The sequence below is a fragment of the Corynebacterium sp. MSK073 genome, from assembly GCF_030232085.1.
Taxonomy (GTDB): domain Bacteria; phylum Actinomycetota; class Actinomycetes; order Mycobacteriales; family Mycobacteriaceae; genus Corynebacterium.
In genome coordinates, this window is sequence record NZ_JASPIY010000014.1 from 14,242 (window position 1) to 39,465 (window position 25,224).

Consider the following 25,224-nt stretch of genomic DNA (forward strand, 5'->3'; position numbering starts at 1 on the left):
CTACACCACATTATGGCTACCGCAACAACGACCAAACGCAAGCCACGCGCCAATAAGCCCGAGGGCCAGTGGAAAATTGACGGTAAGGAACCGTTGAATAACGATGAGGCCATCAAGCAGGACGATGGTGGGCTTTCTGCCAAGCAGCGCGTGATAGACATCTACTCCAAGCAGGGATTTTCCTCCATCCCGCCGGAGGATTTAGCACCGCGCTTTAAATGGCTCGGACTATATACGCAGCGCAACCAGAACCTGGGCGGGGAGATGACCGCCAAGCTATCCAACGCGGAGCTGCAAGATGAATACTTCATGATGCGCGTGCGTTTCGATGGCGGCCGCGCCGATCCAGCCAAGCTGCGCGCGGTGGGAGAAATCTCGCGCGATTATGCTCGCTCCACCGCGGACTTTACAGACCGCCAAAATATTCAGCTGCACTGGATCCAGATCGAAGACGTGCCCACCATCTGGGACAAACTCGAATCCGTGGGCCTGGGCACCTTGATGGGCTGCGGCGATGTGCCGCGCGTCATCCTGGGCTCGCCGGTCGCCGGGGTAGCCGAGGATGAAATTATCGATGCCACCCCAGCCATCGAAGAGATTAAGAATAATTACTTACCGCGCGAGGAGTTCCACAACCTTCCCCGCAAGTTCAAAACCGCCATTTCCGGCAATGCGCGCCAGGACGTTACGCACGAAATCCAAGACGTTGCCTTTGTAGGCGTCAACCACCCCGAATATGGCCCCGGTTTCGATTGCTTCGTGGGCGGGGGACTATCCACCAACCCGATGCTCTCGCAGTCTCTAGGCGCGTGGGTGCCACTCGAGCGCGTGCCGGAAGTATGGGCCGGTGTGGTCAGCATCTTCCGCGACTATGGCTTCCGCCGCAACCGCAACCGCGCGCGCTTGAAGTTCTTGGTGGCTAAATGGGGCATCGAAAAGTTCCGCCAGGTCCTCGAGGAGGAATACTTGGACAAGCCGCTTGTCGATGGCATCCCGCTCGAGGTCAATCCCGGGAGCCGCGATCACCTGGGCGTGCACCGGCAAAAGGACGGCAAGTTCTACGTCGGCGTGAAACCCACCGTGGGCCACGCGACGGGCGAGCAGCTCATTGCCATTGCCGATGTCGCAGAAAAATTTGGCATTTCGCGCATCCGTACCACCCCGATGAAGGAATTGCTCTTCCTCGATGTGGAAGAAGACGATATTCCGGCTCTCTCCCGCGCACTGGATGAAACGGGCTTGTATTCCCAGCCCACGGAGTTCCGCCGTGGTGTCATCTCCTGCACCGGACTGGAATTTTGCAAGTTGGCGCACGTGACCACGAAGGCCCGCGCCATCGAATTGGTGGACATTCTTGAAGACACCCTGGGGGATTTGGATGTACCCATTTCCATCGCCTTGAATGGCTGCCCCAATGCGTGCGCGCGTTCCCAGGTATCCGATATCGGGCTTAAAGGCCAGATCGTCACCGATGCCGATGGTAACCGCGTCGAGGGATTCCAGGTCCACTTGGGCGGTGCCCTCGGCCTGTCCCCCGACTGGGGCCGCAAGCTCCGCGGGCACAAGGTCGTGGCCGATGAAGTACCGGACTACGTCATCCGGCTGGTCAATAAGTATAAGGAACAACGCGAAGAAGGCGAGCAGTTTCGCCACTGGGTACTGCGCGCCGAGGAGGAAGATCTGCAGTGAATTTTCGCCGTAAGCCTAATCCCAATCGCAACCACCCCACCTTTTGCCCGTACTGCGCCGGCACCGATCTTTTCCCCGATGAAGAAGACGACTTTGCCTGGAACTGCCAGGAGTGCCTGCGCGTATTTTCGGTCCGCTTCCACGGACAAGACGATGCCCCCGTGGCACCGGCCCCGGCCGTTTCGTCCACCGAAGCTCTGCAGCGCTCCCTAGCCCGCCGCGGACACTCCACGGCTCCAGTGGATTAAGGATGCACCATGACCGCACTCATCACCTTGTCCCACGGCTCGCGCCACCCGGGCGCCGCCGTCGGCATTGAACGGCTCACCCAAGCCGCGGCCGCCGCGATACCAGCTCACCCGGCCTATAGGGCGGCGCACTTGGAGTTCAATACCCCTGATCTCACTTCTGCTGCGCTCGACCTCGCGCGCTGCGGGAAAGATTCGGCCGTAGTGATTCCGCTGCTTTTTACGCAGGGCTACCACCAGCGCGTTGACGTTCCCCGCGTTATCGCTGCGGCTGAAGAAGCCTCAGGCCTGCGCTTGGTGCAAGGCGAGTGCTTAGGCGGAGGGCGCGCCGCACGAGATGCGGACAGGCGGGAAGCAGGGGAAGAGGAACTGGCGGCGGTACTCGCCGCGCGCGCCAGGCCTGGAGATACCCACCACGTCATCTACTCCGTTGGTTCCTCCGATGCTGCGGCCAATGACTCCATCCGCCGGCTCGCCGCTCGGGTATCCCAGCTTACCGGTGTACCCGCCACGGCCGCGTTCGCCACCCGGGGTGGCAGCAACGGCATTCATGCATTGGCAAGGAGCACTGCGCGAATGCGGGTTATCCCGCTCTTTGTAACCGCAGGACTGCTCCTTAAACCACTGTCATCTACTCCCAGCAATGTCACCGTCGATCCCGTTCTTGGTACCGATCTCGCTGGCATCGTTGCTGCCCACTATCACATCGCCCAGGAGGTCGGTGTCCCATGCTAACCCTTATTTTAATCGCCGTGGCCGGTGCGGCCGCCCAGCTTGTCGATGGCGGCATCGGCATGGGCTTCGGCGTCACCTCAACCACCATCCTTCTCCTCGCGGGCCTTGGGCCTGCCCAAGCCTCCGCCGTCGTCCACACAGCCGAGCTAGGAACCACCGCAATGTCTGGCCTGAGCCACGCCCGCTTTGGCAATGTGGATTGGAAAACCGTCTTCCGGCTGGGCGTGCCGGGGGCCATCGCGGCGTTTATCGGCGCCACCGTGCTCTCCAATATCTCCACCGATGCGGCAGCCCCGATTACCGCGCTCATCTTGGTGGCCATCGGCAGCAACCTCATCTGGCGCTTTTCCCGCCCGCGCCGGGCGAAGTTTGTGCAAAGGCGCAGCCATTCCACCCCATTTTTGATCGGGCTCGGTTCCGTTGGCGGCTTCGTTGACTCCACCGGTGGCGGCGGCTGGGGTCCGGTATCGACCTCGACGCTCATGGCGATTGGCCGCGAGCAGCCCCGCCGCATCGTCGGCACGGTAAATACCGCCGAATTCTTGGTCACACTGGGTGCCACCCTCGGCTTCGTCGTTGGATTGTGGCAGGATATCGTCGCCAACCTCTCCGCCGTGCTGGCCCTGCTCATCGGCGGGTCCATCGCCGCCCCGATTGCGGCATGGGTGATTTCCCGGATCGAGCCGGTCGTCCTCGGAGGCCTCGTGGGTACGGCCATCGTGGCTCTCAATATCGGCAAGGTCTTAGGCGGGCTAGAAACCTACTTCGGGCTGACGGTACCGGGCTTCGTCTCCCCGCTGCTCATGGTCCTAGTCCTCGTCGTGGGCATTTCCGCCACCATCCACGGTGCGCGCGCTACCCGGGCAGCCCGCGCGAGGGAGCTGGAGGCCGAAAACGCCGAAACCAAGGCGCACGCGGAATTTCATGCCGCAGGTTTTGCACACAGCGCGGCCGGTGCCTCCAAGGACGTGAGCGCCGTGGAGGAATCCGCACCGCGGGCGGATAAAGCCTAATCCTCGGCCGGGTCGAGGCCGGCAACCTCGCCGATGACATACACAGCGGGGGAGGAGACGTTATTGTCCTCCATCGTCTGCGCAAGGTGTTCTAGATCGCAGCGAAATTCCCGCTGCGTATCCAGGGTGCCCTCCTGAATAATCGCGCACGGCGTCGACCCAGCAAGCCCGCCTTTTTGCAATGCCCTGGCAATCGCCGGGGCATTTTTCACGCCCATGATTATGGACAAGGTCGCACCTGACTGGGCCAGGGCATGCCAATCCACCAGGGACTTCTCGTGGCCTGGAGGCAGATGCCCTGATACGACGGTAAAGCCGTGAACCATTCCGCGCTGGGTGACGGGGATGCCAATGCCCGCGGGCACGGAAACCGCGGAGGTCACCCCTGGGATGACGGTGGTGGGGATAGATGCCTGGGTTAAGGCCTGTACTTCTTCAAAGCCGCGGCCGAACACGAAAGGATCTCCGCCCTTCAGCCGCGCTACCTTCCGGCCGGCTTGAGCGTGCTCGATGAGCAGCTCGTTGATCTTGTCCTGGGTAATGGACTTCTTGTAGGGCAGCTTGGAGACATCGATAAGCTCCTTGGCGGAGATATTGCAGAGCTTATCCAACTGCGCGGCAGGGCCTAGGTGATCGGTCAGGATGACCTCGGCCTCCTGCAAGGCGCGCATGCCGCGAACCGTAATCAGGTCCCACGCGCCAGGGCCGCCACCGATAAGGGATACGGGGTGAATTTGTGCGGACGTCATGCCGCACCATCATAGTGGGAGCCAGACTATGCTTGAGCGATATGGATAACGGTTTCACTGATGGTTCCGCCTATGACACCGAAGCGGTGCGATTTTTGATGTCGCCCACGAGGGCGCGCAGATTCGTCTGCTCGCCGGGCAAATGGGGCGCTGGGGTGAGATCCTCAACGGGCTCAACCCGCGCTCCCTGGTCATCCTGCCCACCGATGCCATCGCCCGCGAGGCAGCGCACCTCGGCGTCGGCTTGGCCGAACCGCTGCGCATCCCGCTGGTGGTGACGGAATCGCTGCCGCAATACGTGGGCGCGCTCGATATCGTCGTAGCGGTAGGCGAGCCCGCAGAATGCGATTGGGCCTCCCGCGCGCTCATCGCGGCGAGCCAGCGTGGCGCCACCACCATCTTGGTGGGCCCGGCAAGCGGCCCCTTGGTAGAGGATTGCCCGGAAGACACCCTGATTGCCCCCTCGCTTCCCACCGCAGAGGGCTGCTCGCCGGCGCGGTTTATCACGGCCCTGTACGCGCTGTGCAGCATCGTGCATACTTCCCCGCGCGCGGTGCGCGAGGAGCTAGAGGATCTAGCCGCCGCCGTGGACCGCGAGATTGAGCAGCTTTCGCCAGAGCGCGATGATGCCATCAATCCCGGCCGGCAGCTGCGCGAATACGCCGAGGGCGCGCGGATTATCCACTCCTGCGTCATCGATCCCTACGCGTATGCCGAGCGCCGCGAGCGCGTGCACATCGATACCCTGGTCGCCCGCATGGCAGCAACCATCTGGGCCGTGCACGGGTTGCCCGGCACCTTTGTCGAGCCCGCTGACCTGCGCGGCGCACTCGATCGGGGTGCCGAATCCAGTACGGCGCCCGCGCCTGCCGATGACCTTTTCTACGACCCCTTCATCGACGGTGCTGGCGCGGATGCACCTTTGATACCCTTGAAGGTGATTTTCTGGGGGCAGGAAGAGGCGAACCTGCCCAACTCGCTTGCAGTCCGCAGCACCGACCCGGAACCGGGCCTTGGGCATCTTGCCCGCTCACTGCAGCTTATTACGCGGAGTTTTGCCGCGACCGCCTACGAGATTTCTAAAGGATAGAAATAAATGCAATTACTGGAAGGCGCTACCCGCAACTACTCGTGGGGCTCGCGCACCCTCATCCCTGAGCTGCGGGGCGAAGAAGCCGCAGAAAAGCCGGTGGCTGAACTCTGGTTTGGCGCCCACCCGGGCGATCCCTCCACGGTGGATGGCCAGCTTTTCAATGAGGTTATTGCGGCGGATCCAGAAGGCCAGTTGGGCGCTCGAGTCTATAAAGAATACGGCGAGAACCTGCCGTTCCTGCTGAAGATCCTCGCCGCCGAAGATCCGCTGTCTTTGCAGGCCCACCCGTCCAAGGAGCAGGCCGAGGAGGGTTTCGCCCGCGAAAACGAGGCGGGCATTGCCCTGCAGGCTGCAAACCGCAATTACAAGGACGATAACCACAAGCCGGAACTTATCGTGGCTCTTTCAGATTTCTACGCCATGGCCGGTTTCCGTCCCTTGGCACAAACCCGCGAGCTCTTTGCCGCCTTGGAGTGCCCAGAGCTTGAGCGCTACCTAGCTATGCTTGACGATGACCCCGCGGAATCCTCCGAGTCCGCCAACCTCCGCGTGCTTTTCACCACGTGGATTACCATCCCCTCGGCCAAGCGCAAGGAGCTCATTAAGGCCATCGTCGCTGCCGGTGAGCGCCTAATTGCCGCCGATCCGACGGATTGGAAAGCGCGGGTCATGGCCACGGTGATAGACCTTAATGACCGCTATCCTGGCGATATCGGCGTGCTCGGTGCGCTCTTGCTCAACCACATCGAGCTTGCCCCAGGCGAAGCCGTCTACCTCGATGCCGGGCAGCTCCACGCGTATGTCTCCGGCCTGGGCGTAGAAATCATGGCCAATTCCGATAACGTTTTGCGCGGCGGGTTAACCCCGAAATTCGTGGATGTGCCGGAGCTGGTCAAGGTCTTGACCTACGCGGCCGCCACTGAGCCACGGGTGCAGCAAAAGGATAAGCAGTACCAGGACAATGTCCACGGCGCCGAGGCATGGTCCTATCCGGTGCCTATCGATGAGTTTCTGCTCGATCGCGCCGAGCTCGGGCCGGATTCTTCCGTCGATCTCGATTATGACGGCCCCACCATCGCCTTGTGCACCGCTGGTTCCCTCAACCTGCGCAATGCCGCGGGCGAGGAACTAATCCTTTCTCCGGGCCAAGCCGCATGGTTGCCAGCCTCCGAAGGAGTGGTTACCGCCCATGCTCACACTGTAAATGAGGCAAATCCTGAGGGCCCCACGGCGCAATTATTCGTGGCCCGAGTCTAAGGGGCCTTATAACTGTGCCCCCTTGCTGGAAAACCCAGCAAGGGGGCACTTTTAGGTGCTGGCCGCATTTTGGCCGAGGCTAACTCCCTAGTACCAGTTGCGCTAGCCGCATAGAGGACTTAGCGCGCAGCGGAAGATCCTGCGGCAGAGCTTCCCGTTGCCGGGATATCCGTGGGCTCTTGGTTTCCCGCCTGTTCCGTAGCGGCAGGCTTCCCGGTTGCTTCCGGCTCGGCGTGTGATTTATTTTTCGCCTGCGGTGCGCTAGAAGGCGCTCCCGCACCTGCACCGTGTCCCTCTGCGGTGGCGTCAGGAGCCGCTGGGGTGCGCTGCGCGCTCCCCTTGGTATATGACTTTTGTGGGGTCTGCGTCGATGGCGGCTCCGGGGTTTCTGATCCGGCGGGCTCTACCGGTTTTCCGGACTCTCTACCCTGATCACTTTGACCAGGCTTCTCCTCGCCCGGGGCAGGGGATGGAACAGGAGAGCTCGGTGCCGGGGACGACGGTGCTAGGTTATCCGGCTTGCTGGGGTTATCCGGGACCGCCTGCATGGTGCCGGTGCCATTTTGCGGCACCTGCCCGCCCTGGTTGGACGGGGCATTATTAACGGAAGTGCCTGGAGAGTACACATTGTCGGGGCGGTACACCTTGGTAGGGCGGGTGGCCGCGTGGGGATGCGTGACTGCATTGGGCGCCAAGTATGGGTCCGTTGATTCAGGGTGCTGGTGGTCTGATTCACCGGCGCCAGAATTGGCCTCTGCGGGGGCAGAGTTTTCCGTCGAGGGCTTCTTATGCGTCGACGATGAGGTCGATTCTTCAGCGGACGTATTTTTTGGTGCCACGGTAGAGGTAGGGGACTCATTCGCGGCATTGGAGTAACGGGCGCTCGGCGTGCTCATGCGCCACACGCCCACTCCCACGACGACGGCGGCGATAAGGCCGAGCACGATGAAGACGTACACGCGACGTGAATCTGGTTTCATCGTGCCCTCCTTTCTTGGTTGCATAGGGTGGGTAACAAGTTGATAACGAGAGTATCATGTATTGGAATTTCCGCGACAGGCTGCGGATTCCGTGATATGTAAACAACGCAGAGATGAGAAAAGGCAGTGCCTATGCAATCCTTTTCATGCCCGATTTTTCTCCGCCGGAAAAGCGTGTATAAATGGCGCTAAACCCGTCGAAGGAGTGAGAAATGAGCAGCTGGGACGAAGAGATTTTTAGCACCGATCTCAACGTGGATTTTCTAGATGAATTGGCAAACCTCGATGAAGAAGGGGTAATCCGCGCAGTACAGGATGCCTGCGAGGTGGCTCGCAGCAAGAACGATTTAACCGAGGAAGAACAGCTCAACGCCCACGCTGCGGCCACGATCGCCGCCATTTGGGCAGGCGCGCCGTTCAGCGCCAGCGAAACCGTTGAAGACTACCCCTATATTAGGGACTTGGTGGGAACCGTTGACGATACCCTGACCGAAAATGCCCTTGAGATCCTGGATACCGTCGAAGGAGACTACGACGTGGAACCGTTTATCGAGGCACTTTCTTAAAAACCACCTCCCTCGGTGCCGCTGGCGCCGCCTAGGAGCAGAAAGGATTCTGCATATCTCACCATGCTTATAAGCATTGAAGGCATTGACGGCGCCGGAAAAAATACACTTGCGACCGCAGTGCGGGACGCCCTCCAAGTCCCAGTAAAAACCGTTTCCTTTCCGCGTTATGAGACCTCCATCCACGCGCAGCTTGCGCGCGAGGCGCTCTACGGAAAGATGGGCGACCTTACGGATTCGGCCTACGGTATGGCCACGCTTTTCGCCCTCGACCGTTTTGGGATAAAAGAGGAATTGCTGGCGGCGAAGCAAACGCGCGAGGTAGTGATCTTAGACCGCTATGTAGCCTCCAACGCTGCCTATTCCGCAGCCCGGTTGCGCGACGATAGCCTCTTCCAATGGGTCTATGACCTAGAATTTGGCACCTTGGGCCTGCCACAAGCAGACCTGCAGGTGTATGTGGATACGGCGGTGGAGGTGGCATCGGCAAGAGCGCAGTCCCGAGCCGCCAGTGATTCCACCCGCGAGCGCGACCACTATGAACGCGATGGGGGATTGCAGGAGCGCACCGCCGCCGCTTACCGGCGCCTAGTCGAGTCCGGGTGGGGCGGGCGCTGGATCGCCACCGCCGATGCGGATACTATTACGGCAGCAATAAATGACCTTGTAGGAGATTAAAACGTGGCGCCAACGATTTTGGTCGTGGATGATGATCCAGCGATCTCGGAAATGCTGACCATTGTCCTTGAATCTGAGGGACTAAACCCCGTCCCCGTCATGGATGGCAATGATGCCGTTCCTGCCTTCCGCGAGCATGAACCGGATCTCATCCTTTTGGACCTCATGCTGCCGGGCATGAATGGTGTGGATATCTGCCGCACCATCCGGCGCGAGTCCGCGGTGCCCATCGTCATGCTTACCGCCAAGACCGATACCGTGGACGTGGTCTTGGGGCTTGAATCCGGCGCGGATGATTACATCACCAAGCCCTTTAAACCGAAGGAACTCATCGCCCGCATTCGGGCGCGCCTGCGCCGCACCGACTCCGCGGAACCGGAAACCCTTGAGGTCGCTGATCTCATCATCGACGTGCCGGAGCACACGGTGCGCCGTACTGATGGCACCGAATTAAACCTGACCCCGCTGGAGTTCGATCTCCTGCTGGAAATGGCGCGCCACCCAGGGCAGGTGCATACCCGCGAGTCGCTGCTGGAATCCGTCTGGGGCTACCGCAATGCCTCCGATACTCGTTTGGTTAACGTGCACGTGCAGCGCCTGCGCGCCAAGATCGAGCACGATCCGGAAGATCCGCAGATCGTGCTGACCGTGCGCGGCGTGGGGTATAAGACCGGCAAGGCCGGTGCCGGGGAGTAAGGAAAAATCAGAATTCTGGACCGCGTGCGGCGCATTCGTGACGCCATAGTAGATACGCTGCGCACCTCATTGCAGGCGCGCGTTATCGGTATGATTGTGGTCGCCTCCTCGGTGGTCATGATTATCTTGTCCTACGCCTTGGTCTCCGTGCTGACCCAGCGGTTGGTATCCCAAAAAGAAGACGTGGCGCTGCAGGAGCTCGAGCGCGCCCGCACGGCGGTGGAGCAGCAAATCGATGCCACCAGTTCCGCCAACTCGGTGCAGGTGCGCATCAATTCCGCCCGCGCTTCTTTGGATCAGCTCTCTGCGCAACAAGGCGATGCGCAGGCCGTGTATGAACCCGTCATCGTGGTGGAAAACCAAGATGGATCCATCACCACCTCGCCGGAGGATTTCCCGGTGCCGGAACAAATGCGGCAGATGGTGGGCCAAGACCAGATTGCGCAGCAGTATTACCCCGTCCCGCGCGGCAATGGCGATTACTATAACGCGCTCATGGTGGGCACACCCACCGATGCCGAGATTCCGAATTTGCAGGTCTACCTGGCCCTTTCTATGGAATCGGAAGAATCAACAATGGCGCTTATGCGCGGCCTGCTCTCTGCCGCCGGCGTGGTGGTCGTGGTCTTGCTGGTGGGCATTGCCTGGTTGGCAACCCAGCAGGTCATTACCCCGATTAAGTCCGCGTCCCGCATCGCCCAGCGCCTGGCTGCCGGCCACCTCAAGGAGCGCATGGCCGTGGATCGGGACGATGAGATGGGCCGGCTTGCCGCCTCCTTTAATAATATGGCGGATAAATTGTCCTCCCAGATTGCGCAGCTGGAGGAATACGGCGATTTGCAGCGGCAGTTTACTTCCGATGTCTCCCATGAGCTGCGCACCCCCATTACCACCGTGCGCATGGCCGCAGACCTCATCGAATCTGAGGCCGATAGCCTGCCCGCGGGCGCGCAGCGCGCCTCGAAGCTCATGTCCAGGGAGCTGGACCGCTTCGAGGAGCTGCTCGCGGATCTGCTAGAGATTTCCCGCCACGATGCCGGCGTGGCGGACCTATCCACCACGGCCATTGACCTGCGCTCCTGCGTGGATGCCGCCTACCGCCAGGTTGAGCATTTGGCGCAGAAGCTCGACGTGGAGGTCGTTCGCAATATGCCGGATGAGCGGATTTCCATCCAGGCCGAGTCGCGCCGCATCGAGCGCATTTTGCGCAACCTCTTGGCCAATGCCATCGACCATTCTGAGGGCAATCCTGTGGTGATCGATATTGCCACCACGGATAAGGCCGTGGGTGTAGCCGTTACGGACCACGGCGTGGGCCTGAAACCCGGACAAGAAGAACTAGTATTCAACCGTTTCTGGCGCGCGGATTCTTCCCGCAAGCGCCACTCTGGCGGCACCGGGCTGGGCCTTGCCATCGCCCGCGAGGACGCGGCCCTGCACGGCGGCACGCTCGATGCATTTGGCGTATTTGGCTACGGCTCCCGCTTCCGCCTCATCATCCCGCGAGAGCCGAATACCGAGATTGGTGAAGAGCCCATCTCCCGAGAGATTCCAGGCGCCCCGGGCACTGGTTCAGACGCCGCGCACGACGCGCTTGCCGATGCCCCAGCTACCGCCGACCCCAGCGGCGCAACCGGCGCCGCTGTTGGCGCCGCTGCCGACGCAGCTAGCGATGCCGACACCGGGCAAGCTGGTGCAGCGGAAGCTGGTGCAGCAGAAGACGAGGACGAGGGCGGCGCCGGTGGGGCATCGCCAAGCAGCAGCTCGGTGGTAGGCCGCGGAATTGGCATCGACGATGACTCGGCGGAGGCGACCGAGGCGGATGGTGACGGAATCCTGTGGCCTTCTGAACGCAACCGTGGGGCCGCCTCGCCCGAGGGGCGCTCCTATAAGGCGCCGGATTTTAAGGGGGATAAATAAATGAATTCGGTCATTATGAAGGGAATATGGCGGCGGCACACCGCCGTGGGCGCGGTGGTGGCGCTGTGCTTTGTTACCGGCTGCTCAACCTTGCCGCACGATACGAGCCCCCAGGTCGTGGGTACCTACCACAAACAGGCCGATGGCCCGGAAGAGGTCATTGCCCCTGAGGCGGGGGCGGACCCGGACCTTACCCTGCGCGATTTTTATCGCGCCGCGGCCGTTCCAACCAATGACCACGATGCCGCTCGCGGGTTCCTCACGAATAACGCCCGCGGGGCCTGGGATGCCTCAGGCGATGTCATGGTGGTCGATAGCCTGGATATCGTGACCGCGCCCGATAAGAAACAGAATACGGCGGCGGATGCGCGCTCCTTCAATGTGCGCGGCACCATCATTGGACGCCTCAAATCCGGCGGGGCCTATGTGCCAGAAAATGAGAGCTACGAAGCTACCATCGACATGAAAATGGTAGATGACCAGTGGCTCGTTGATAGTCTGCCGGCCGGGCTGGTTATCGAGCGTAATGAGCTGCGCAATCATTACACCCCGCAATCGCTCTACTTTTATAAACAAACCGATGACGTCCTCGCCCCGGACCGCCGGTGGCTGTATAAGGGCAGCGAGGAATCCGAGTCCACGCTGATCACCCTCTTGATGGAAGGCCCATCTAGCAGCATCGCCCCGGCCACCCGCCGGGCGGCGGATGAAAAGGTCACCTTCGCTGGCTACGACAACGAAAACGGCTACCAGTTCGAGGGCTTGTCAGACTTGGACGAAAATGACCGCACCCGCTTTGCGGCGCAATTGGTCTGGACGCTTTCTGATGCCGGGCATATCGGCCCCTTCAAGGTTAAGGCCGATGGCAGCAATCTGGTAGAAGGCATGGACACCGTCAGCGTGGATGATTTTGCTGACTATAACCCCAAGGTAAACAGTAATTCCCTGTCCACGCTGTACGCCTTGAATGAGGGCAACGTGCTGGAGGTCGATAGCGGGGTGGCCGAGCCGGTTAAGGGCTCTTTGGGCTCGAGCGGCAATGTGCAATCGGTCGATGTCACCGAATCCGGCATGATTGCGGCGGTCAGCCGGAAGCCTAGCGGTGACTTCAAGCTGCAGATGGGCGAAATCGGCGCCGCGTTGCAGGATTCGGTCGAAGGTAAGACGCTGGCGCGGCCCACCTTTGAATATAACGGGCAAGCCGTGTGGACGGTGGTCGATGGAGACCGCATCGTGCGCGTCGTGCGCTCCAAGACCACCGGACGGATTTCAGAATCCGAGGTCGATGCCCGCAGCATCGACGATATCGAGGGCGAAATCTCCGTTATCCGCTTATCCCATAGCGGCGCACGTGCGGCGATGATCATTGATGGCCACGTCTACATCGCCGCGGTGGCCCAATCCAGCAGCGGTGAAAAGCGCATTGTCAACGCCCGCGAGGTGGGCCCTGAGGTATCCGGCTCGGCACTGTCGCTGGATTGGAATAACGATGGCTCGCTCATCGTGGGCACGTCTTCTGGGCAGTCGCCGGTATGGCGCATCGAGCAAGATGGTTCCTCGGCTTCTACCATGCCGACGGGTAATATCACCGCCCCGGTAGTTGCGGTGGCTACCTCGCCCTCGAAGCTTTATATTACGGATTCCCATGCCATGCTGGAACTTCCTGCCACGGTGGTAGATGAGGTGAACTGGCGCGAGGTGCCCGGCCTGCAGGGCCGGCGTTCTTCGCCTATCGTGTCCGATTAGAAGGCGGCCGCGCTGCCGCAGAGGACCTTTCGGGCATGGGGTGGTGTCGCGCCGTGAGCGTGCGAGAGCTGATTTTTCCGCGTGCGTGCGCCGGGTGCCGGGCGCCCGGACATGTCTTGTGTCCGCAGTGCCGTGAGCACCTGCGCCAGCCTCCTTACTTGGTAAGCCGCCCGCGGCTTTTGGGGGCACCGGTATTTACCCTAGGGTCCTATTCCGATATTCGCCGCAATATCATCATCAGCATGAAGGAACAGGGCAATAGGGAGGTGCGCGATTATATCGGTGCTGTGGTGGCCGCGGGCGTGGCGCACTTGGCCGCCCGTGGCGAGATTCCCCGCGAGCTGTGCCTGGTGCCGGCACCTACTCGTCGCCGCTCGGCGCGCATGCGCGGCGGCGATCCCGTAACGGCCATGTGCCAGGGTGCGGCGAGACGACAGCAGGGCCTGCGTGTGCGCGAGGCGCTTACCATGGGCGCGGATACGGCGGATCAATCCGAGCTCAATGCGCAGGATAGGTGGGCGAACCTGCAGGGGCGCGTGGGGGTTAGCACCCCGGTGGGCGGTGAGCAGGCGCTGCTTGTCGATGACGTTATAACCACCGGTGCCACCCTCGCGGCCAGCATGGCGGCCCTGCGCGCCGCCGGCGCCACGGTCTATGGGGCGTTGGCTTTTGCCGATGCTTAAGGCACATCACAGGGTGGGGTGCACGGTGTTACCCCCTAATGCCATCAGGTCATAACCACTGGTATTATTAGAGGTGTCACAGAGGAACAGTTACTGTGATTGTTTCTAGTCCCCACTACCAAAGGGAGGCATCTCAATGTCCCAGCCAAACAAAGCTCAGGTAACAATTACGGGCCGTAACGTTGATGTACCGGACCACTTCCAGGAGCGCGTCAACGAGAAGCTGGCAAAGATTGAACGCCTTGATCCCACATTGACCTTCTTCCACGTGGAATTGCAGCACGAGCCAAACCCACGCCGCGAAGCAGAGTCCGACCGCATCCAGATCACCGCAACCGGCAAGGGTCACATCGCCCGCGCAGAGGCTAAGGAAGACTCCTTCTACGCAGCGCTGGAAACCGCGATGGGGAAGATGGAACGCTCCCTGCGGAAGGTGAAGGTGCGCCGTGAATACGTCAAGGGCGGCCACCGCGCACAGAAGGGAACTGGCGAAATTGCCGCCGAGATGGTTGCGGAGGCAGAAGCACAGCGCGCCAAGGAAGAGCGCTTGGTTGATCCTTATGCCGAGACCGTCGAGGATGTTCGCCCCGGCCAGATCGTGCGCACCAAGGAGCACCCGGCCACCCCGATGAGTGTGGACGATGCCTTGAGCGAAATGGAGCTGGTTGGTCACGATTTCTTCCTCTTTGTCAACGAGGAAAACAACAAGCCATCCGTGGTTTACCGCCGCCACGCTTTCGACTACGGCATCATCTCCTTGTCCGAGGATGCAGAGGGCTAGAATCCCTCGTGCCCGGCTAGGGCGTTAAGTTTCTTCACCCCCTTCCTGCCCATCGCGCTATTGCTCGATGAGGCGGGGAGGGGGTGATTTGTCATGCTGTGAGTTATCCATTTTCTTAGTGTGTTTAGTGTGAAATCACTATCGTTTAAGGGCGGGTGGAAGGCGACAAGGGCAGTGGCGTGAGTACAATTGCGGGAAGTTAACTAATGTGTCGCGACAAGAAGGACTAACGAATAGTGTTTGGACTTTCCAAGCTGCTGCGCGCGGGCGAGGGCCGTACGGTCAAGCGCCTGGGCAAAATTGCAGACGATGTAATTGCACTCGAGGATCAGTACGCGGAGCTTTCGGACGATGAGCTAAAGGCCAAGACTGACGAGTTCAAAACTCGCCTGAAGGATGGCGAAGAAAAGAACGACATCTTGCTCGATGCTTTTGCTACCGTCCGCGAAGCCGCTTGGCGCGTCCTAGGACAAAAGCACTACCCCGTGCAGATCATGGGTGGCGCCGCCCTGCACTTTGGCAATGTTGCAGAGATGCGCACCGGTGAGGGCAAAACCCTGACCTCCTTGCTGCCCGCTTACCTCAACGCCCTGGAGGGCCAGGGCGTACACATCGTCACGGTCAATGACTACCTGGCCAAGCGCGACGCCGAGATGATGGGGCGTGTGCACCGCTGGTTGGGCCTGTCCGTGGGCGTTATCTTGGCAGAAATGCGCCCGCAAGAGCGCAAGAAAGCCTACGACTGCGATATCACCTACGGCACCAATAACGAGCTGGGCTTTGATTACCTGCGCGATAACATGGTGCGCACCCTCAATGATGTAGTTCAGCGCGGACACAACTTCTGCATCGTGGATGAGGTGGACTCGATCCTTATCGATGAAGCCCGTACCCCACTCATCATCTCCGGCCCGGTTGATGGGTCCTCCCAGTTCTATGGCGTCTTTGCGCAGCTGGCGCCGCGCATGCGCGAGGGAATCCACTACGAAGTGGACCACAAAAAGCGCACCATCGGTGTCTTGGAAGAGGGGGTGGAGTACGTTGAAGATCAGCTCGGTATTGATAACCTCTACGCGCCGGAGCATTCCCAGTTGGTTTCCTACCTCAATAACGCGTTGAAGGCCAAGGAGCTCTTTACCCGCGATAAGGACTACATCGTCCGCAATGGCGAAGTGATGATCGTGGATGGCTTTACCGGCCGAGTGTTGGCGGGACGCCGCTACAACGAGGGCATGCACCAGGCCATTGAGGCCAAGGAGCAGGTGGAGATCAAAAACGAGAACCAGACGCTGGCGACGGTTACCCTGCAGAACTTCTTCCGCCTCTATGAAAAGATTTCCGGCATGACCGGTACCGCGGAAACGGAAGCCGCGGAGCTGCATTCCATCTATGGGCTGGATGTGGTTCCTATTCCTACCAATAAGCCGAACCAGCGCACCGACCACTCGGACCGCATTTACAAGACCCAAGAGGCAAAGTTCGCTGCGGTGGTTGATGATATTGCGGAGCATGTCGAAAACGGCCAGCCGGTCCTAGTCGGTACCACCTCCGTGGAGCGTTCCGAATACCTGTCGCAGCTGCTGACCAAGCGCGGTGTGCAACACAACGTGCTTAACGCCAAGCACCACGAAGAAGAGGGCCAGATCATTGCCCGTGCGGGCCGCCCCGGCACCGTGACCGTGGCAACCAACATGGCCGGCCGTGGTACCGATATCGTGCTCGGCGGTAACCCGGAAGTTATCCTCGATGAGAAGCTGCGCGAACGCGGCCTTGACCCCTTTGAGGATGAGGAAAAATACCAGGAGGCCTGGGAGGCCGAGATCGACGGCGAGAAAGAGCGCTCGAAGCGCTTGGGCGATGAGGTGCGCGAATCGGGCGGGCTCTATGTCTTGGGCACCGAGCGCCACGAGTCGCGCCGCATCGATAACCAGCTGCGCGGCCGTACCGGCCGTCAGGGTGACCCGGGCGAGACCCGCTTCTACCTGTCCATGCGCGATGAATTGATGGTGCGCTTTGTGGGCCAGTCCATGGAGCACATGATGAACCGCCTCAACGTGCCTGATGATGTCCCCATTGAGGCCAAGATGGTCTCGAACTCCATCAAGGGTGCCCAGGCGCAGGTGGAGAACCAGAACTTCGAGATGCGCAAGAACGTGCTGAAGTACGATGAGGTGCTCAATGAGCAGCGCAAGGTGGTCTACTCCACGCGCTATTCTATCCTCGATGCAGATGACATCAAGGACGATATCCGCACCATGATCGATGACACGGTCTCTGCCTACGTCGAGGGCGCTACCGCCACCGGTTATGTCGAAGACTGGAACCTCGAGGAACTCTGGAATGCCCTCGAGGCGCTGTACGGCCCCACGATGTCCCCGGAGGAACTCGTGGAAGGCTCCGAGTACGGTTCCCCAGGCGAGCTCACTGCGGAGCAGCTGCGCGATGCCCTCGTTACCGACGCGAACCGGGAGTACGACAAGTTGGAGGAAGCCGTTTCTGCCATCGGCGGCGACAAGCAGATGCGCAATACCGAGCGCATGGTGATCCTGCCGATTATTGACCAGAAATGGCGCGAGCACCTTTACGAGATGGACTACCTCAAGGAGGGCATCGGCCTGCGCGCGATGGCGCAGCGCGACCCGCTGGTGGAATACCAGAAGGAGGGTGGCGATATGTTCAATGCCATGAATGAAGGCGTGAAGGAAGAAACCGTGCGCCAGCTATTCATGCTGCGCAAGCAGTTCAAGCAGCAGGAAGAAAACCAAGAATCCGGCGGTGACTCGGGCTCTGGTCCTGCAGGCCAAGAAACCGTAGAGGCATAACGCTTCAACGTCCTATCACGCCCCTTCCTCTTCCTCCCCGTCCTTGCGCGGTGGGGAAGCGGGAGGGGCGCTGTTAGTTTTAGAGCAGCCGAAACGAGCGTAGCCCTTGGTCAGTGGCGGAGCCGGTAAAGGCGTGGCGGTGAGTGCCGATGACCGCGGAACCGAAGTATTCGCCGTTGGGTCGCGCGTGCAGGCTGGTAAGGCGCAAGGCATCGGTGTCATAGGGGCTTTCCCGGCGGTGCACCCAGGAGCCAATGTGCAGGCGGATGGAATCCGAAAAGCGCGGGGAATTGAGGTGGGCAATGGGGCGGTAGCCGGCGGCGACCTCAAGGATGAAGACGACCCAGGCTTGGATATGGTGCTGGGCGGCAACCTCGGCCGTTGTGGGGAGGCGGCCGTAATGGATGCGGTGCGGGGCGATATACAGCTTGAGGTGAGAGTAGCCGGGAATGGGCTCATACATGGTGAAATGAGTGCTCCTGCGAAAAAGGCAGGAGGCGAACGCGTGATAATTATCTCATGGGGGCGCTGCGCGCGCTATTTCTGGCAGTTTCCTGTATGAGGCGGGCGAGAATATAAGCGCAGTTCGCTATACTTTCGGGAGTTACAAAGTATTCGTGTACTGAAGGATTAAAAATTATGCGTGGTCTCATCGTTGACTATGTCGGCGTCCTCGATGGCGCTGAAGAGGACAATCGCCGCTGGAAGGCTCTGCTATCTGCGGCGAAGGCAAATGGTGCCGCAACCGCTATCTTGTCTAATGACCCGGGCGGCTCTGGCGCTGAGCACATTCGCGAGTGGGAATACCGCGGCAACGTCGATGCCGTGGTGTTGTCTGGCGAAATCGGGGCGGAAAAGCCGGAGGTTGCGGCTTTCCAGGCGGCTGCCGATGCCCTCGAGCTGCCCTTGAGCGATTGTGTCATGGTCGACGATTCGATCCTCAACGTGCGCGCCGCTGTCGATGCCGGGATGATCGGTTTCTTATACACCAGCTTCGATCGCGTGTCTGTAGAAATTCAAGCCGTATTCGATATTGAAGGGGAATTTTAGTGGCTCAAGCCCGCGTCTATATTCCGGCTACCTATGCCATGCTGGCGGAGCTCGCTGAGACCGGAACGCTCGCGGCGCGCTCCGGGTGGGGATTCATGGTGACCCCAGCCCTGCGCGATTTTTATACCGCAGGCGATGAAGAAGAGATTGCCTACTCCGCCTTCCTCGAGGCCTCCATGGCTTCGCTGCGCCTGTTGACCATTGGAGACGAGGAGAAGTTCCCGCACCGGCGCGTGGTCATTTCCATCGACGTTGATGACACGGCGGTCACCCCGCGCCCGGATATGGGCGAGCCGGTGGTGGAACTTCAGCCAGCGCAGTTTGGCACGGATAGCCTCGCCGCCATTCACGTGGATATCGAAGAATCCGAAGAGGCAACCGCCAAGGCCATCGAGGCCATCGATTCCGCGGACCTCGGCGATGAGGACGCGGAGCTCGCGGTAGGTGATGCCCTGGATAACTTCATGGCCTTCTACCACCCCACGGAGCTGCCCTTCCTCGTGGAATTGCTCTAGGCCGCGCTAGTTTTCCCACTCCACGTTGGTGCGCAGGGCTTGCAGCAGCCCGCGTACCGCATCGCGCCGGCGGGCGGTAGCGGTGCCCTCGGGAATGATTTCTGGATCATCGAGCCCGCACTCGGGATCCGCCGGTGGCCCCGCGTGCGTACAGCCGCGCGGGCATTCCTCAATGGCCGCGGCGAGGTCCTCGAAAACGCCAAGGACGGTATCCGCGTCCACATGCGCCAGCCCGAAGGAGCGAATGCCCGGCGTATCGATGATCCAGCCGCCCTGAGATTCGGCGCCTGGAGCGTCGGTGGGCAAGGGGAGGGCCACCGATTGCGTCGAGGTATGCCGGCCCTTGCCGATGCCCGATACTTCCCCCGTTTCCCTTTCTGCATCTGGAACCAGGCGGTTGACCAGCGTGGACTTGCCTACCCCGGAATGCCCGATGAGCGCGGTAATATGGCCATCTACTTGCGCGCGCACGGCATCTAGGCCATCCTCGACTCCGGCTTCGACCACCGTGACATCTAGGTCGGCGAATTCTTCTGCAAACGGCGTTGGGTCTGCAAGATCCGTCTTGGTCAGGCACAGGATGGGGTGGAGGTTGCCCACGAATGCGGCAATCAAGGCGCGCTCGACAAAGCCTGATCGCGGGGGAGGGTCTGCCACGGCAGAAACGATCAGCAATTGATCGGCATTGGCCACCACGATGCGCTCATACGGATCCGTGTCATCGGCGGTGCGGCGCAGCACGGAGGTGCGATCCGCCAGCTTGACGATGCGCGCCAGCGTGTCCTTCGCACCAGAGGTATCACCAACCACGCCGACGCGGTCACCGACCTCGATGGCGGTGCGGCCCAGCTCGCGGGCGCGCATGGCGGTGACGTGGGGGCCATCGTCAAGCGCGACGCCCCACCGCCCGCGGTCCTTGGTGATTACCATGCCGTATTTGGCATTTTTGTGCTTGGGCCGATCCTTGGTGCGCGGGCGCGAGCCCTTGCCGGGGCGCACGCGCACATCAGATTCATCAAAGGAACCGAAACGTCTAGCCATGTAAATCCTGTTGGTCGGGGTGCAGCATCGTCTCCCACATGCGGGCGAAGCCGGGCAAGGTCTTGGAAGTGGTGGAAATATCCTCAATCTGGATACCAGGGACTTTCAAACCCAGAATGGCACCGGCGGTGGCCATGCGGTGATCGGCGTAGCAGGGCCAATCGCCGCCGTGGAGTTCGACGGGTTCGATCACCAGGCCATCGTCAAGCTCGGTGACCCTGCCGCCCAGCGCATTGATATTCGCCGCGAGCGCCTGCAAACGGTCGGTCTCGTGGCCGCGCAGGTGGGCAATGCCCGTGAGCCGGGACGGCGTTTCTGCGAGCGCGCACAGGGCCGCAACGGTGGGGGTAAGCTCCCCGATATCGCCCATGTTGCGCTCGATGCCCTGCAACCTTCCCGCCGGGTTGCCCTCTGCTGTGACGCTGTTGTGCTCCTGGGTTACCATCACGCCCATATCCAGCAGGATCTGGCGGATGGCATCGCCCGGCTGGGTGGTATTCGCCGGCCAATTCTTGATGGTCAGGCGCCCGCCGGTGACCGCCGCTGCGGCGAGGAACGGCGTGGCATTGGAGAGATCCGGCTCGATGAACCATTCGCGGCCGGCGATGGGGCCGGGGTGCACCGTCCACGTGGTGCCATCCGAATCCACGCGCACGCCCGCCTGGCGCAGCATGCCCACCGTCATTTCCACGTGCGGCATAGATGGCAGCTGGCCGCCCTCGTGGGTGAGCTGGATGCCCTGGGAAAAGCGCGCCCCGCTCAGCAGCAGGCCGGAGACGAACTGGGAAGAACCAGAAGCATCGATGGTGACTTTGCCGCCTTCTGGCACGCCGTTGGAGGACACCGTAAAGGGAAGGCTACCTCCTTCCACATCGACGCCGAGGCTGCGCAGCGCATCCAGCGTCGTGGACATGGGGCGGTTATAGGCCTGCTTATCGCCATCGACGCGCACCGGGCCATCCGCCAGCGCTGCGACCGGCGGCACAAAGCGCATCACGGTGCCGGCCAGCCCGCAATCCACCCTGGCACCGTGCAGCTTCCCAGGCTGGACGTGGATATTGGCGCCGTCATGGGTGAAGCGAACCCCCATGGCACTGAGTGCGTCCTCCATCAGTTGCGTATCGCGCGATACCAGCGGGGCGTGCAGGATGGACGGGGAATCAGCCAGCGCGGCCAGGATGAAGGCGCGATTGGTAATCGATTTCGATCCTGGCACCTGGTGTTCCCCCGTAACGGGGCTGGTAGCCAGCGGGGCGGTCCAAGGTTGAGACATAGTGTCCATAATAGAGGCCATGTGCGGAAGATTCGTTCTTTTTACCGAGTCCCTCCTCGATGAGGTGGGAAACCTCCCAGGTGTCCAGGAAGTCCACGCCCCACAGGGCACGCCCGGGCCGCGATATAACATTGCCCCTACTCAGCCCATTCCCATCGTGCGCGTGCGCGAAGAACTGGCGGAAGTCGAACCCGCGCGGTGGGCGCTGTTGCCGCAGTGGAAGAAAGACATGGATGGCCCGCCGCTTTTTAATGCCCGGGCAGAAACGGTGGCGAGCAAGCCGTCTTTTCGCACGGCCTTTAAATCCCAGCGCTGCCTTATCCCCATGAACGGCTATTACGAGTGGCACAAGGATGGCTCCACCAAGACGCCGTACTACGTCCATCCCGACCAGGGCCTGCTGTGGGCCGCGGGGCTCTGGGATACCGGGCTGGATCGGCTCTCTGCCACCATCGTGACCACCGCGGCTACCGAAGAGATGGAGTGGCTGCACCACCGCTTGCCGCGATTTTTGGCGCCGGAGGAGATGCGCACCTGGCTCGAGGGCAGCGCCGACGAAGCTAAGGAGCTGCTAGTGCCCACTGGCCTGCGGGGATTCGACTACCACGCGGTGGATAAGGCCGTGGGGACTGTCTCCAATGACTACCCGGAGCTACTCATCCGCCAGTAGATCGGCAAAGTCGGCCCCGCACAAGTGCGCGAGTTCTTCTGCGTTGAGCTCGATATCTAGGCCGCGGCGGCCGCCGGATATAAAGACAGTATCGAAAAGCACCGCGGATTCCTCGATCACCGTGGGCAGCGGGTTCTTTTGTCCGAGCGGGGAAATGCCGCCATGCACGTAGCCTGAGGATTTCTCGGCATCGTGCACCTGCGCCATGGCTGCCTTAGATACGCCAAGGGCAGCGGCTGCCTTCTTGAGGCTTAAATGGTGCGTCGTGGGAATCACGCATACCGCCAGCTCGCGGCGCGGACCTTTGCCCGCAGTGAGATCGATAATGAGCGTTTTCAGCACGCGCTCGGGTTCTACGTCTAAGGCCGCCGCGGCACGATCACCAAAGTGATCCTTGCCCGCTTCAAAGGTGGATACGGAGTGCTTGACTCCGGCATCTTCGATGACTTTCAGGGCCGGGGTAGCGGCATGCGGGGACTTTTTGGCCATATAGGAATTTTAGCGTGAGACGTTAGGATAGATTGTGTGGTTAAAGAAACAGTGAGCGAAAAGGAGCTGCAGCGCCGCTTTGAAAAGGAAGCGCTCCCGCTGCTTGATCAGCTCTATGGCGGCGCGCTGCGCATGACGCGAAACCCGCAAGACGCGGAAGACTTGGTGCAAGAGACCTATCTCAAGGCTTATAAGTCCTTTCATTCCTTTAAGCAGGGAACGAATTTGAAGGCATGGCTGTATCGCATCATGACCAATAACTACATCAACTCTTATCGCAAGGCGAAGCGGCGCCCTACCGAGTCTTCTGCCGATGATCTGAGTGATTTTCAGCTCTATACCACCGCGGGACACGATTCCACCGGCTTGGAATCCGCCGAGGTGGCAGCGCTTAAAGAGATGCCAGATAGGTCCATCTCGCAGGCCATTAATGACCTACCTGAGGACTACCGGATGGTGGTCTACTACTCCGATGTGGAGGGCTTAGCGTACAAAGAAATCGCCGAAATCATGGATACTCCATTGGGAACGGTGATGTCCCGGCTACATCGTGGAAGAAAAATGCTCCGCAAGGCGTTGAAGGACGTAGCACGTGAACAAGGAATTGGATTAGAACACCCGGACATGGAGGAGAAGTAATGGAAGGCGCAACCGGAAAGAACTGTGGTGCGTGTAGCTCCACTGAGGTACACAACCTATTTTGCGAGCTTCTCGATGAATCCACGACCTACGCCCGCGCTTTAGCCATCCGCGAGCACATCGCCCAATGTGATTTTTGCCAGCAACGACTAGAGCGCGAAGAGCTCGTCCGCTCCCTCGTGCGCAATTGCTGTGCCGGCCAAGCTAAGGCACCGCAATCGCTGCGCCGCCGCATCTCGATAGAAATTACGGAGATCGAATCCCGCTGGTAAGAAGCGCCCTTCAGAGCTGCGAACGTCTCGCAACAAGAGTCGGGACAGTTCGTACTGCCGTGTTTCCTCATCCAGTTCAGAAGCAAGCATACTTACCGTCAGGCGCCCTCTGCCGAAGCGGTGCTGTAGAAAAAATTTTCCATAGGATCGCACTCGCAGCGGTCAACCCGCGAGTCAAACCCTACCCACACGCCCTGGGGCGTAATGCGAGTGGATAGGCAAATAGTAGGGGCCTAGCCCTGACGTGTCCATTTTCTGGGGTCATGTCCGGCCCCGACTGGTAAATACGCATCCTGCGAATAGTTGAAGAACGGGTTCTGTTTTTGGGGCTGGTACCTCTCTGGTGGTACCAGCGCTAGTTTTTCTGAATTCGCTGGCGGTAGTAATCACGATTGTCTTCTTGCATGTGAGCAAATTCCATGAGTACGCCCGGCCAGATGGGATACGTATCGATAAGGTTTTCTGCGATGTTTAGCAACGGTGAAAAAGCGATCTCGCCCCATCTGATGCCTATACCTACTCTTTCGGAGTAGGCCGTGCTACTTAAAGGGCCAAGTGCCCACTGACTCCCTGACATCGCATTCATCCATGTGCCGTTGATGGCGAGGATGCGGGATGCTTTCTCTTCATAGCTGTGTTTAGAGTTTAAGATTTCGAGTACGATCTCGAAGGGAAACTCTTTTGTGCCATCGGTGACCTGCTTGCGCTGAAGAGGCGTAAGGTCTGCAAGTGTCGTGGGGACTGTTGTTGAAAGGAAGTCTTCCAGCCTATTTCCGAATTGCTGATGGTATCCGTCAAGCCACATGAGATTCCTTTCGGGCTATGCAGGGCGTATAACCCAAGCCCCTGAATATTGATTTAAAGTCTTGTCGAAAACAGGTTGCGGATATAGCCCAGTACCCAGTTTTGCTGTCTTCTTAGACGATCGAGTGTATTCCAGCATTCACTTTTCTACAACGAAGATTTGGCTGTTGTGTCCTGAGGATTCAAGATTCGGCTCTGTGGGGTGCAGCAGAGATGTTGTCGAAGTGAAGAAGGCGAGAATCGCTGCCCCGAGGATAATTATGCGCCTAAATCGGTTTCTGGTGTCAGCAAGATTTAGTATGTCTCTACTCCATCAATTTGGGCGTAGTGAGGAGCGATGTTTGTGCGGGTTCCGGCTACTACCAGTTTGCACGGTGAGTCTCGGGCTAGTCCTGCATACTCGTCGTCGTCAAGTGTCTTTCGCCTTGAGGAGGTAGTTGAGGCGAACAGCTTACGGACGATGGGCACCCATATGTAACAGGGGCCACCATCGCCGATCGCTATACCTGCTAACGGAAGCCGGCAAAAGGAAACCACGAAATGAGTTCAATTAGTGCACTTCGGGGAAGCTATGACCGATGTCCCGATATGGACCAGTAGTACCAACCCAAATGAGCGCCCTGGTCGCTACTGCTCCGAGAGTCGGATTTCTAATAGAAAGATTAAAAACCCGGCCGTACGAGTTCTTAAGGTGAACTGGTACGAAACCGGGCTTTTAATATGTGCTGTACGTTATGCGCCAGGACGCTTGCCGTGATTAGCGGCCTTCTTGCGGCGATCCTTGCGCTTGCGACCACGCTTGCTCATTGCGCACT

The 25,224-nt window shown here is 60.1% G+C and carries 26 protein-coding genes and 1 pseudogene; 19 read left to right on the forward strand and 8 right to left on the reverse strand.

The features are described from left to right. Positions 1 to 12: 12 nt before the first annotated feature. Genes QP970_RS09465 through QP970_RS09480 form a run of 4 tightly spaced genes read left to right on the forward strand, consistent with a single transcriptional unit; the run spans position 13 to position 3,685 of the window. Positions 13 to 1,689 carry a nitrite/sulfite reductase gene (locus tag QP970_RS09465; protein ID WP_239269401.1) on the forward strand — a complete coding sequence of 559 codons (1,677 nt, stop codon included), beginning with the start codon at positions 13 to 15 and terminating at the stop codon, positions 1,687 to 1,689. Next, positions 1,686 to 1,937, forward strand: a complete 252-nt coding sequence (locus QP970_RS09470) for a hypothetical protein (RefSeq protein WP_005277497.1) — start codon at positions 1,686 to 1,688, stop codon at positions 1,935 to 1,937. The genes QP970_RS09465 and QP970_RS09470 overlap by 4 nt, the downstream gene beginning before the upstream one ends. Before the next feature lie 9 nt (positions 1,938 to 1,946). Next, positions 1,947 to 2,672: a sirohydrochlorin chelatase gene (locus QP970_RS09475; protein WP_239269402.1), complete on the forward strand. Its 726-nt coding sequence runs from the start codon at positions 1,947 to 1,949 to the stop codon at positions 2,670 to 2,672. Beyond that, positions 2,666 to 3,685 (forward strand): sulfite exporter TauE/SafE family protein, encoded by a 1,020-nt coding sequence (locus QP970_RS09480; RefSeq protein ID WP_239269403.1) that lies wholly within the window; start codon positions 2,666 to 2,668, stop codon positions 3,683 to 3,685. The genes QP970_RS09475 and QP970_RS09480 overlap by 7 nt, the downstream gene beginning before the upstream one ends. On the opposite strand, the gene cobA is transcribed toward QP970_RS09480, so the two are convergent. After that, positions 3,682 to 4,434, reverse strand: a complete 753-nt coding sequence (gene cobA / locus QP970_RS09485) for a uroporphyrinogen-III C-methyltransferase (protein ID WP_239275623.1) — start codon at positions 4,432 to 4,434, stop codon at positions 3,682 to 3,684. The two genes, QP970_RS09480 and cobA, sit on opposite strands and share 4 nt — an antisense overlap. Before the next feature lie 41 nt (positions 4,435 to 4,475). Between cobA and QP970_RS09490 the strand changes: the two are divergent. Together QP970_RS09490 and manA are read left to right on the forward strand one after the other, a co-directional pair. Beyond that, positions 4,476 to 5,524, forward strand: a pseudogene (locus tag QP970_RS09490) (exopolyphosphatase). A gap of 6 nt (positions 5,525 to 5,530) precedes the next feature. After that, positions 5,531 to 6,784 (forward strand): mannose-6-phosphate isomerase, class I, encoded by a 1,254-nt coding sequence (manA, locus tag QP970_RS09495; protein ID WP_284869877.1) that lies wholly within the window; start codon positions 5,531 to 5,533, stop codon positions 6,782 to 6,784. 119 nt (positions 6,785 to 6,903) lie between these two features. On the opposite strand, the gene QP970_RS09500 is transcribed toward manA, so the two are convergent. Next, entirely contained in the window at positions 6,904 to 7,764 is an 861-nt protein-coding gene (locus QP970_RS09500) for a hypothetical protein (protein WP_239269407.1), read from the reverse strand. A 212-nt stretch (positions 7,765 to 7,976) separates the two neighbouring features. Between QP970_RS09500 and QP970_RS09505 the strand changes: the two genes are divergently transcribed. The 8 genes from QP970_RS09505 to secA all read left to right on the forward strand — a co-directional run bounded on the left by QP970_RS09505 (position 7,977) and on the right by secA (position 17,656). Further along, on the forward strand, positions 7,977 to 8,330 hold the full coding sequence (locus QP970_RS09505; protein WP_239269408.1) for a DUF4259 domain-containing protein: 354 nt from the start codon (positions 7,977 to 7,979) through the stop codon (positions 8,328 to 8,330). 63 nt (positions 8,331 to 8,393) lie between these two features. Further along, positions 8,394 to 9,008: a dTMP kinase gene (locus QP970_RS09510; protein ID WP_239269409.1), complete on the forward strand. Its 615-nt coding sequence runs from the start codon at positions 8,394 to 8,396 to the stop codon at positions 9,006 to 9,008. Between the two features lie 3 nt (positions 9,009 to 9,011). Beyond that, positions 9,012 to 9,704 carry an MtrAB system response regulator MtrA gene (gene mtrA / locus QP970_RS09515; protein WP_005281774.1) on the forward strand — a complete coding sequence of 231 codons (693 nt, stop codon included), beginning with the start codon at positions 9,012 to 9,014 and terminating at the stop codon, positions 9,702 to 9,704. A gap of 90 nt (positions 9,705 to 9,794) precedes the next feature. After that, a complete protein-coding gene (mtrB, locus tag QP970_RS09520) occupies positions 9,795 to 11,624 on the forward strand; it encodes an MtrAB system histidine kinase MtrB (RefSeq protein ID WP_502870064.1) in 1,830 nt (609 codons plus the stop codon). Next, positions 11,625 to 13,370, forward strand: a complete 1,746-nt coding sequence (gene lpqB, locus QP970_RS09525) for an MtrAB system accessory lipoprotein LpqB (RefSeq protein ID WP_284869879.1) — start codon at positions 11,625 to 11,627, stop codon at positions 13,368 to 13,370. 158 nt (positions 13,371 to 13,528) lie between these two features. After that, positions 13,529 to 14,053, forward strand: a complete 525-nt coding sequence (locus tag QP970_RS09530; RefSeq protein ID WP_284869880.1) for a ComF family protein — start codon at positions 13,529 to 13,531, stop codon at positions 14,051 to 14,053. A gap of 136 nt (positions 14,054 to 14,189) precedes the next feature. Then, entirely contained in the window at positions 14,190 to 14,834 is a 645-nt protein-coding gene (gene hpf / locus QP970_RS09535; RefSeq protein WP_284869881.1) for a ribosome hibernation-promoting factor, HPF/YfiA family, read from the forward strand. A 236-nt stretch (positions 14,835 to 15,070) separates the two neighbouring features. Beyond that, positions 15,071 to 17,656 (forward strand): preprotein translocase subunit SecA, encoded by a 2,586-nt coding sequence (secA, locus tag QP970_RS09540; protein ID WP_239269412.1) that lies wholly within the window; start codon positions 15,071 to 15,073, stop codon positions 17,654 to 17,656. Positions 17,657 to 17,735: 79 nt separating this feature from the next. On the opposite strand, the gene QP970_RS09545 is transcribed toward secA, so the two are convergent. Continuing rightward, on the reverse strand, positions 17,736 to 18,119 hold the full coding sequence (locus tag QP970_RS09545; RefSeq protein WP_239269413.1) for a hypothetical protein: 384 nt from the start codon (positions 18,117 to 18,119) through the stop codon (positions 17,736 to 17,738). A gap of 176 nt (positions 18,120 to 18,295) precedes the next feature. Between QP970_RS09545 and QP970_RS09550 the strand changes: the two genes are divergently transcribed. Next, entirely contained in the window at positions 18,296 to 18,706 is a 411-nt protein-coding gene (locus tag QP970_RS09550; protein WP_005281786.1) for an HAD-IA family hydrolase, read from the forward strand. Next, positions 18,706 to 19,221 (forward strand): DUF6912 family protein, encoded by a 516-nt coding sequence (locus tag QP970_RS09555; protein ID WP_411697074.1) that lies wholly within the window; start codon positions 18,706 to 18,708, stop codon positions 19,219 to 19,221. The genes QP970_RS09550 and QP970_RS09555 overlap by 1 nt, the downstream gene beginning before the upstream one ends. A gap of 6 nt (positions 19,222 to 19,227) precedes the next feature. Here QP970_RS09555 and rsgA read toward each other — a convergent pair whose 3' ends face one another. Next, positions 19,228 to 20,262, reverse strand: coding sequence for a ribosome small subunit-dependent GTPase A (gene rsgA, locus QP970_RS09560; RefSeq protein ID WP_239269414.1), 1,035 nt, complete (start codon positions 20,260 to 20,262; stop codon positions 19,228 to 19,230). Then, positions 20,255 to 21,556: a 3-phosphoshikimate 1-carboxyvinyltransferase gene (aroA, locus tag QP970_RS09565; RefSeq protein ID WP_284869882.1), complete on the reverse strand. Its 1,302-nt coding sequence runs from the start codon at positions 21,554 to 21,556 to the stop codon at positions 20,255 to 20,257. The genes rsgA and aroA overlap by 8 nt, the downstream gene beginning before the upstream one ends. On the opposite strand from aroA, the gene QP970_RS09570 reads away from it, so the two are divergent. Next, the gene (locus tag QP970_RS09570; protein WP_239269416.1) at positions 21,555 to 22,205 is read left to right on the forward strand and encodes an SOS response-associated peptidase; all 651 of its coding nucleotides are present in this window, start codon (positions 21,555 to 21,557) and stop codon (positions 22,203 to 22,205) included. The genes aroA and QP970_RS09570 overlap by 2 nt on opposite strands. Here QP970_RS09570 and ybaK read toward each other — a convergent pair. After that, positions 22,188 to 22,694 (reverse strand): Cys-tRNA(Pro) deacylase, encoded by a 507-nt coding sequence (gene ybaK / locus QP970_RS09575; protein ID WP_239269417.1) that lies wholly within the window; start codon positions 22,692 to 22,694, stop codon positions 22,188 to 22,190. The two genes, QP970_RS09570 and ybaK, sit on opposite strands and share 18 nt — an antisense overlap. A 36-nt stretch (positions 22,695 to 22,730) precedes the next feature. On the opposite strand from ybaK, the gene QP970_RS09580 reads away from it, so the two are divergent. Next, positions 22,731 to 23,333 (forward strand): sigma-70 family RNA polymerase sigma factor, encoded by a 603-nt coding sequence (locus QP970_RS09580; protein ID WP_239269418.1) that lies wholly within the window; start codon positions 22,731 to 22,733, stop codon positions 23,331 to 23,333. Next, positions 23,333 to 23,605, forward strand: a complete 273-nt coding sequence (locus tag QP970_RS09585; protein WP_239269419.1) for an anti-sigma factor — start codon at positions 23,333 to 23,335, stop codon at positions 23,603 to 23,605. The genes QP970_RS09580 and QP970_RS09585 overlap by 1 nt, the downstream gene beginning before the upstream one ends. A 355-nt stretch (positions 23,606 to 23,960) precedes the next feature. Here the strand turns inward: QP970_RS09585 and QP970_RS09590 are convergent, their stop codons facing one another. Beyond that, positions 23,961 to 24,410 (reverse strand): hypothetical protein, encoded by a 450-nt coding sequence (locus tag QP970_RS09590; protein ID WP_239269420.1) that lies wholly within the window; start codon positions 24,408 to 24,410, stop codon positions 23,961 to 23,963. 731 nt (positions 24,411 to 25,141) lie between these two features. Then, positions 25,142 to 25,216 (reverse strand): 50S ribosomal protein bL37, encoded by a 75-nt coding sequence (locus QP970_RS11775; RefSeq protein WP_369707509.1) that lies wholly within the window; start codon positions 25,214 to 25,216, stop codon positions 25,142 to 25,144. Positions 25,217 to 25,224 lie beyond the last annotated feature (8 nt).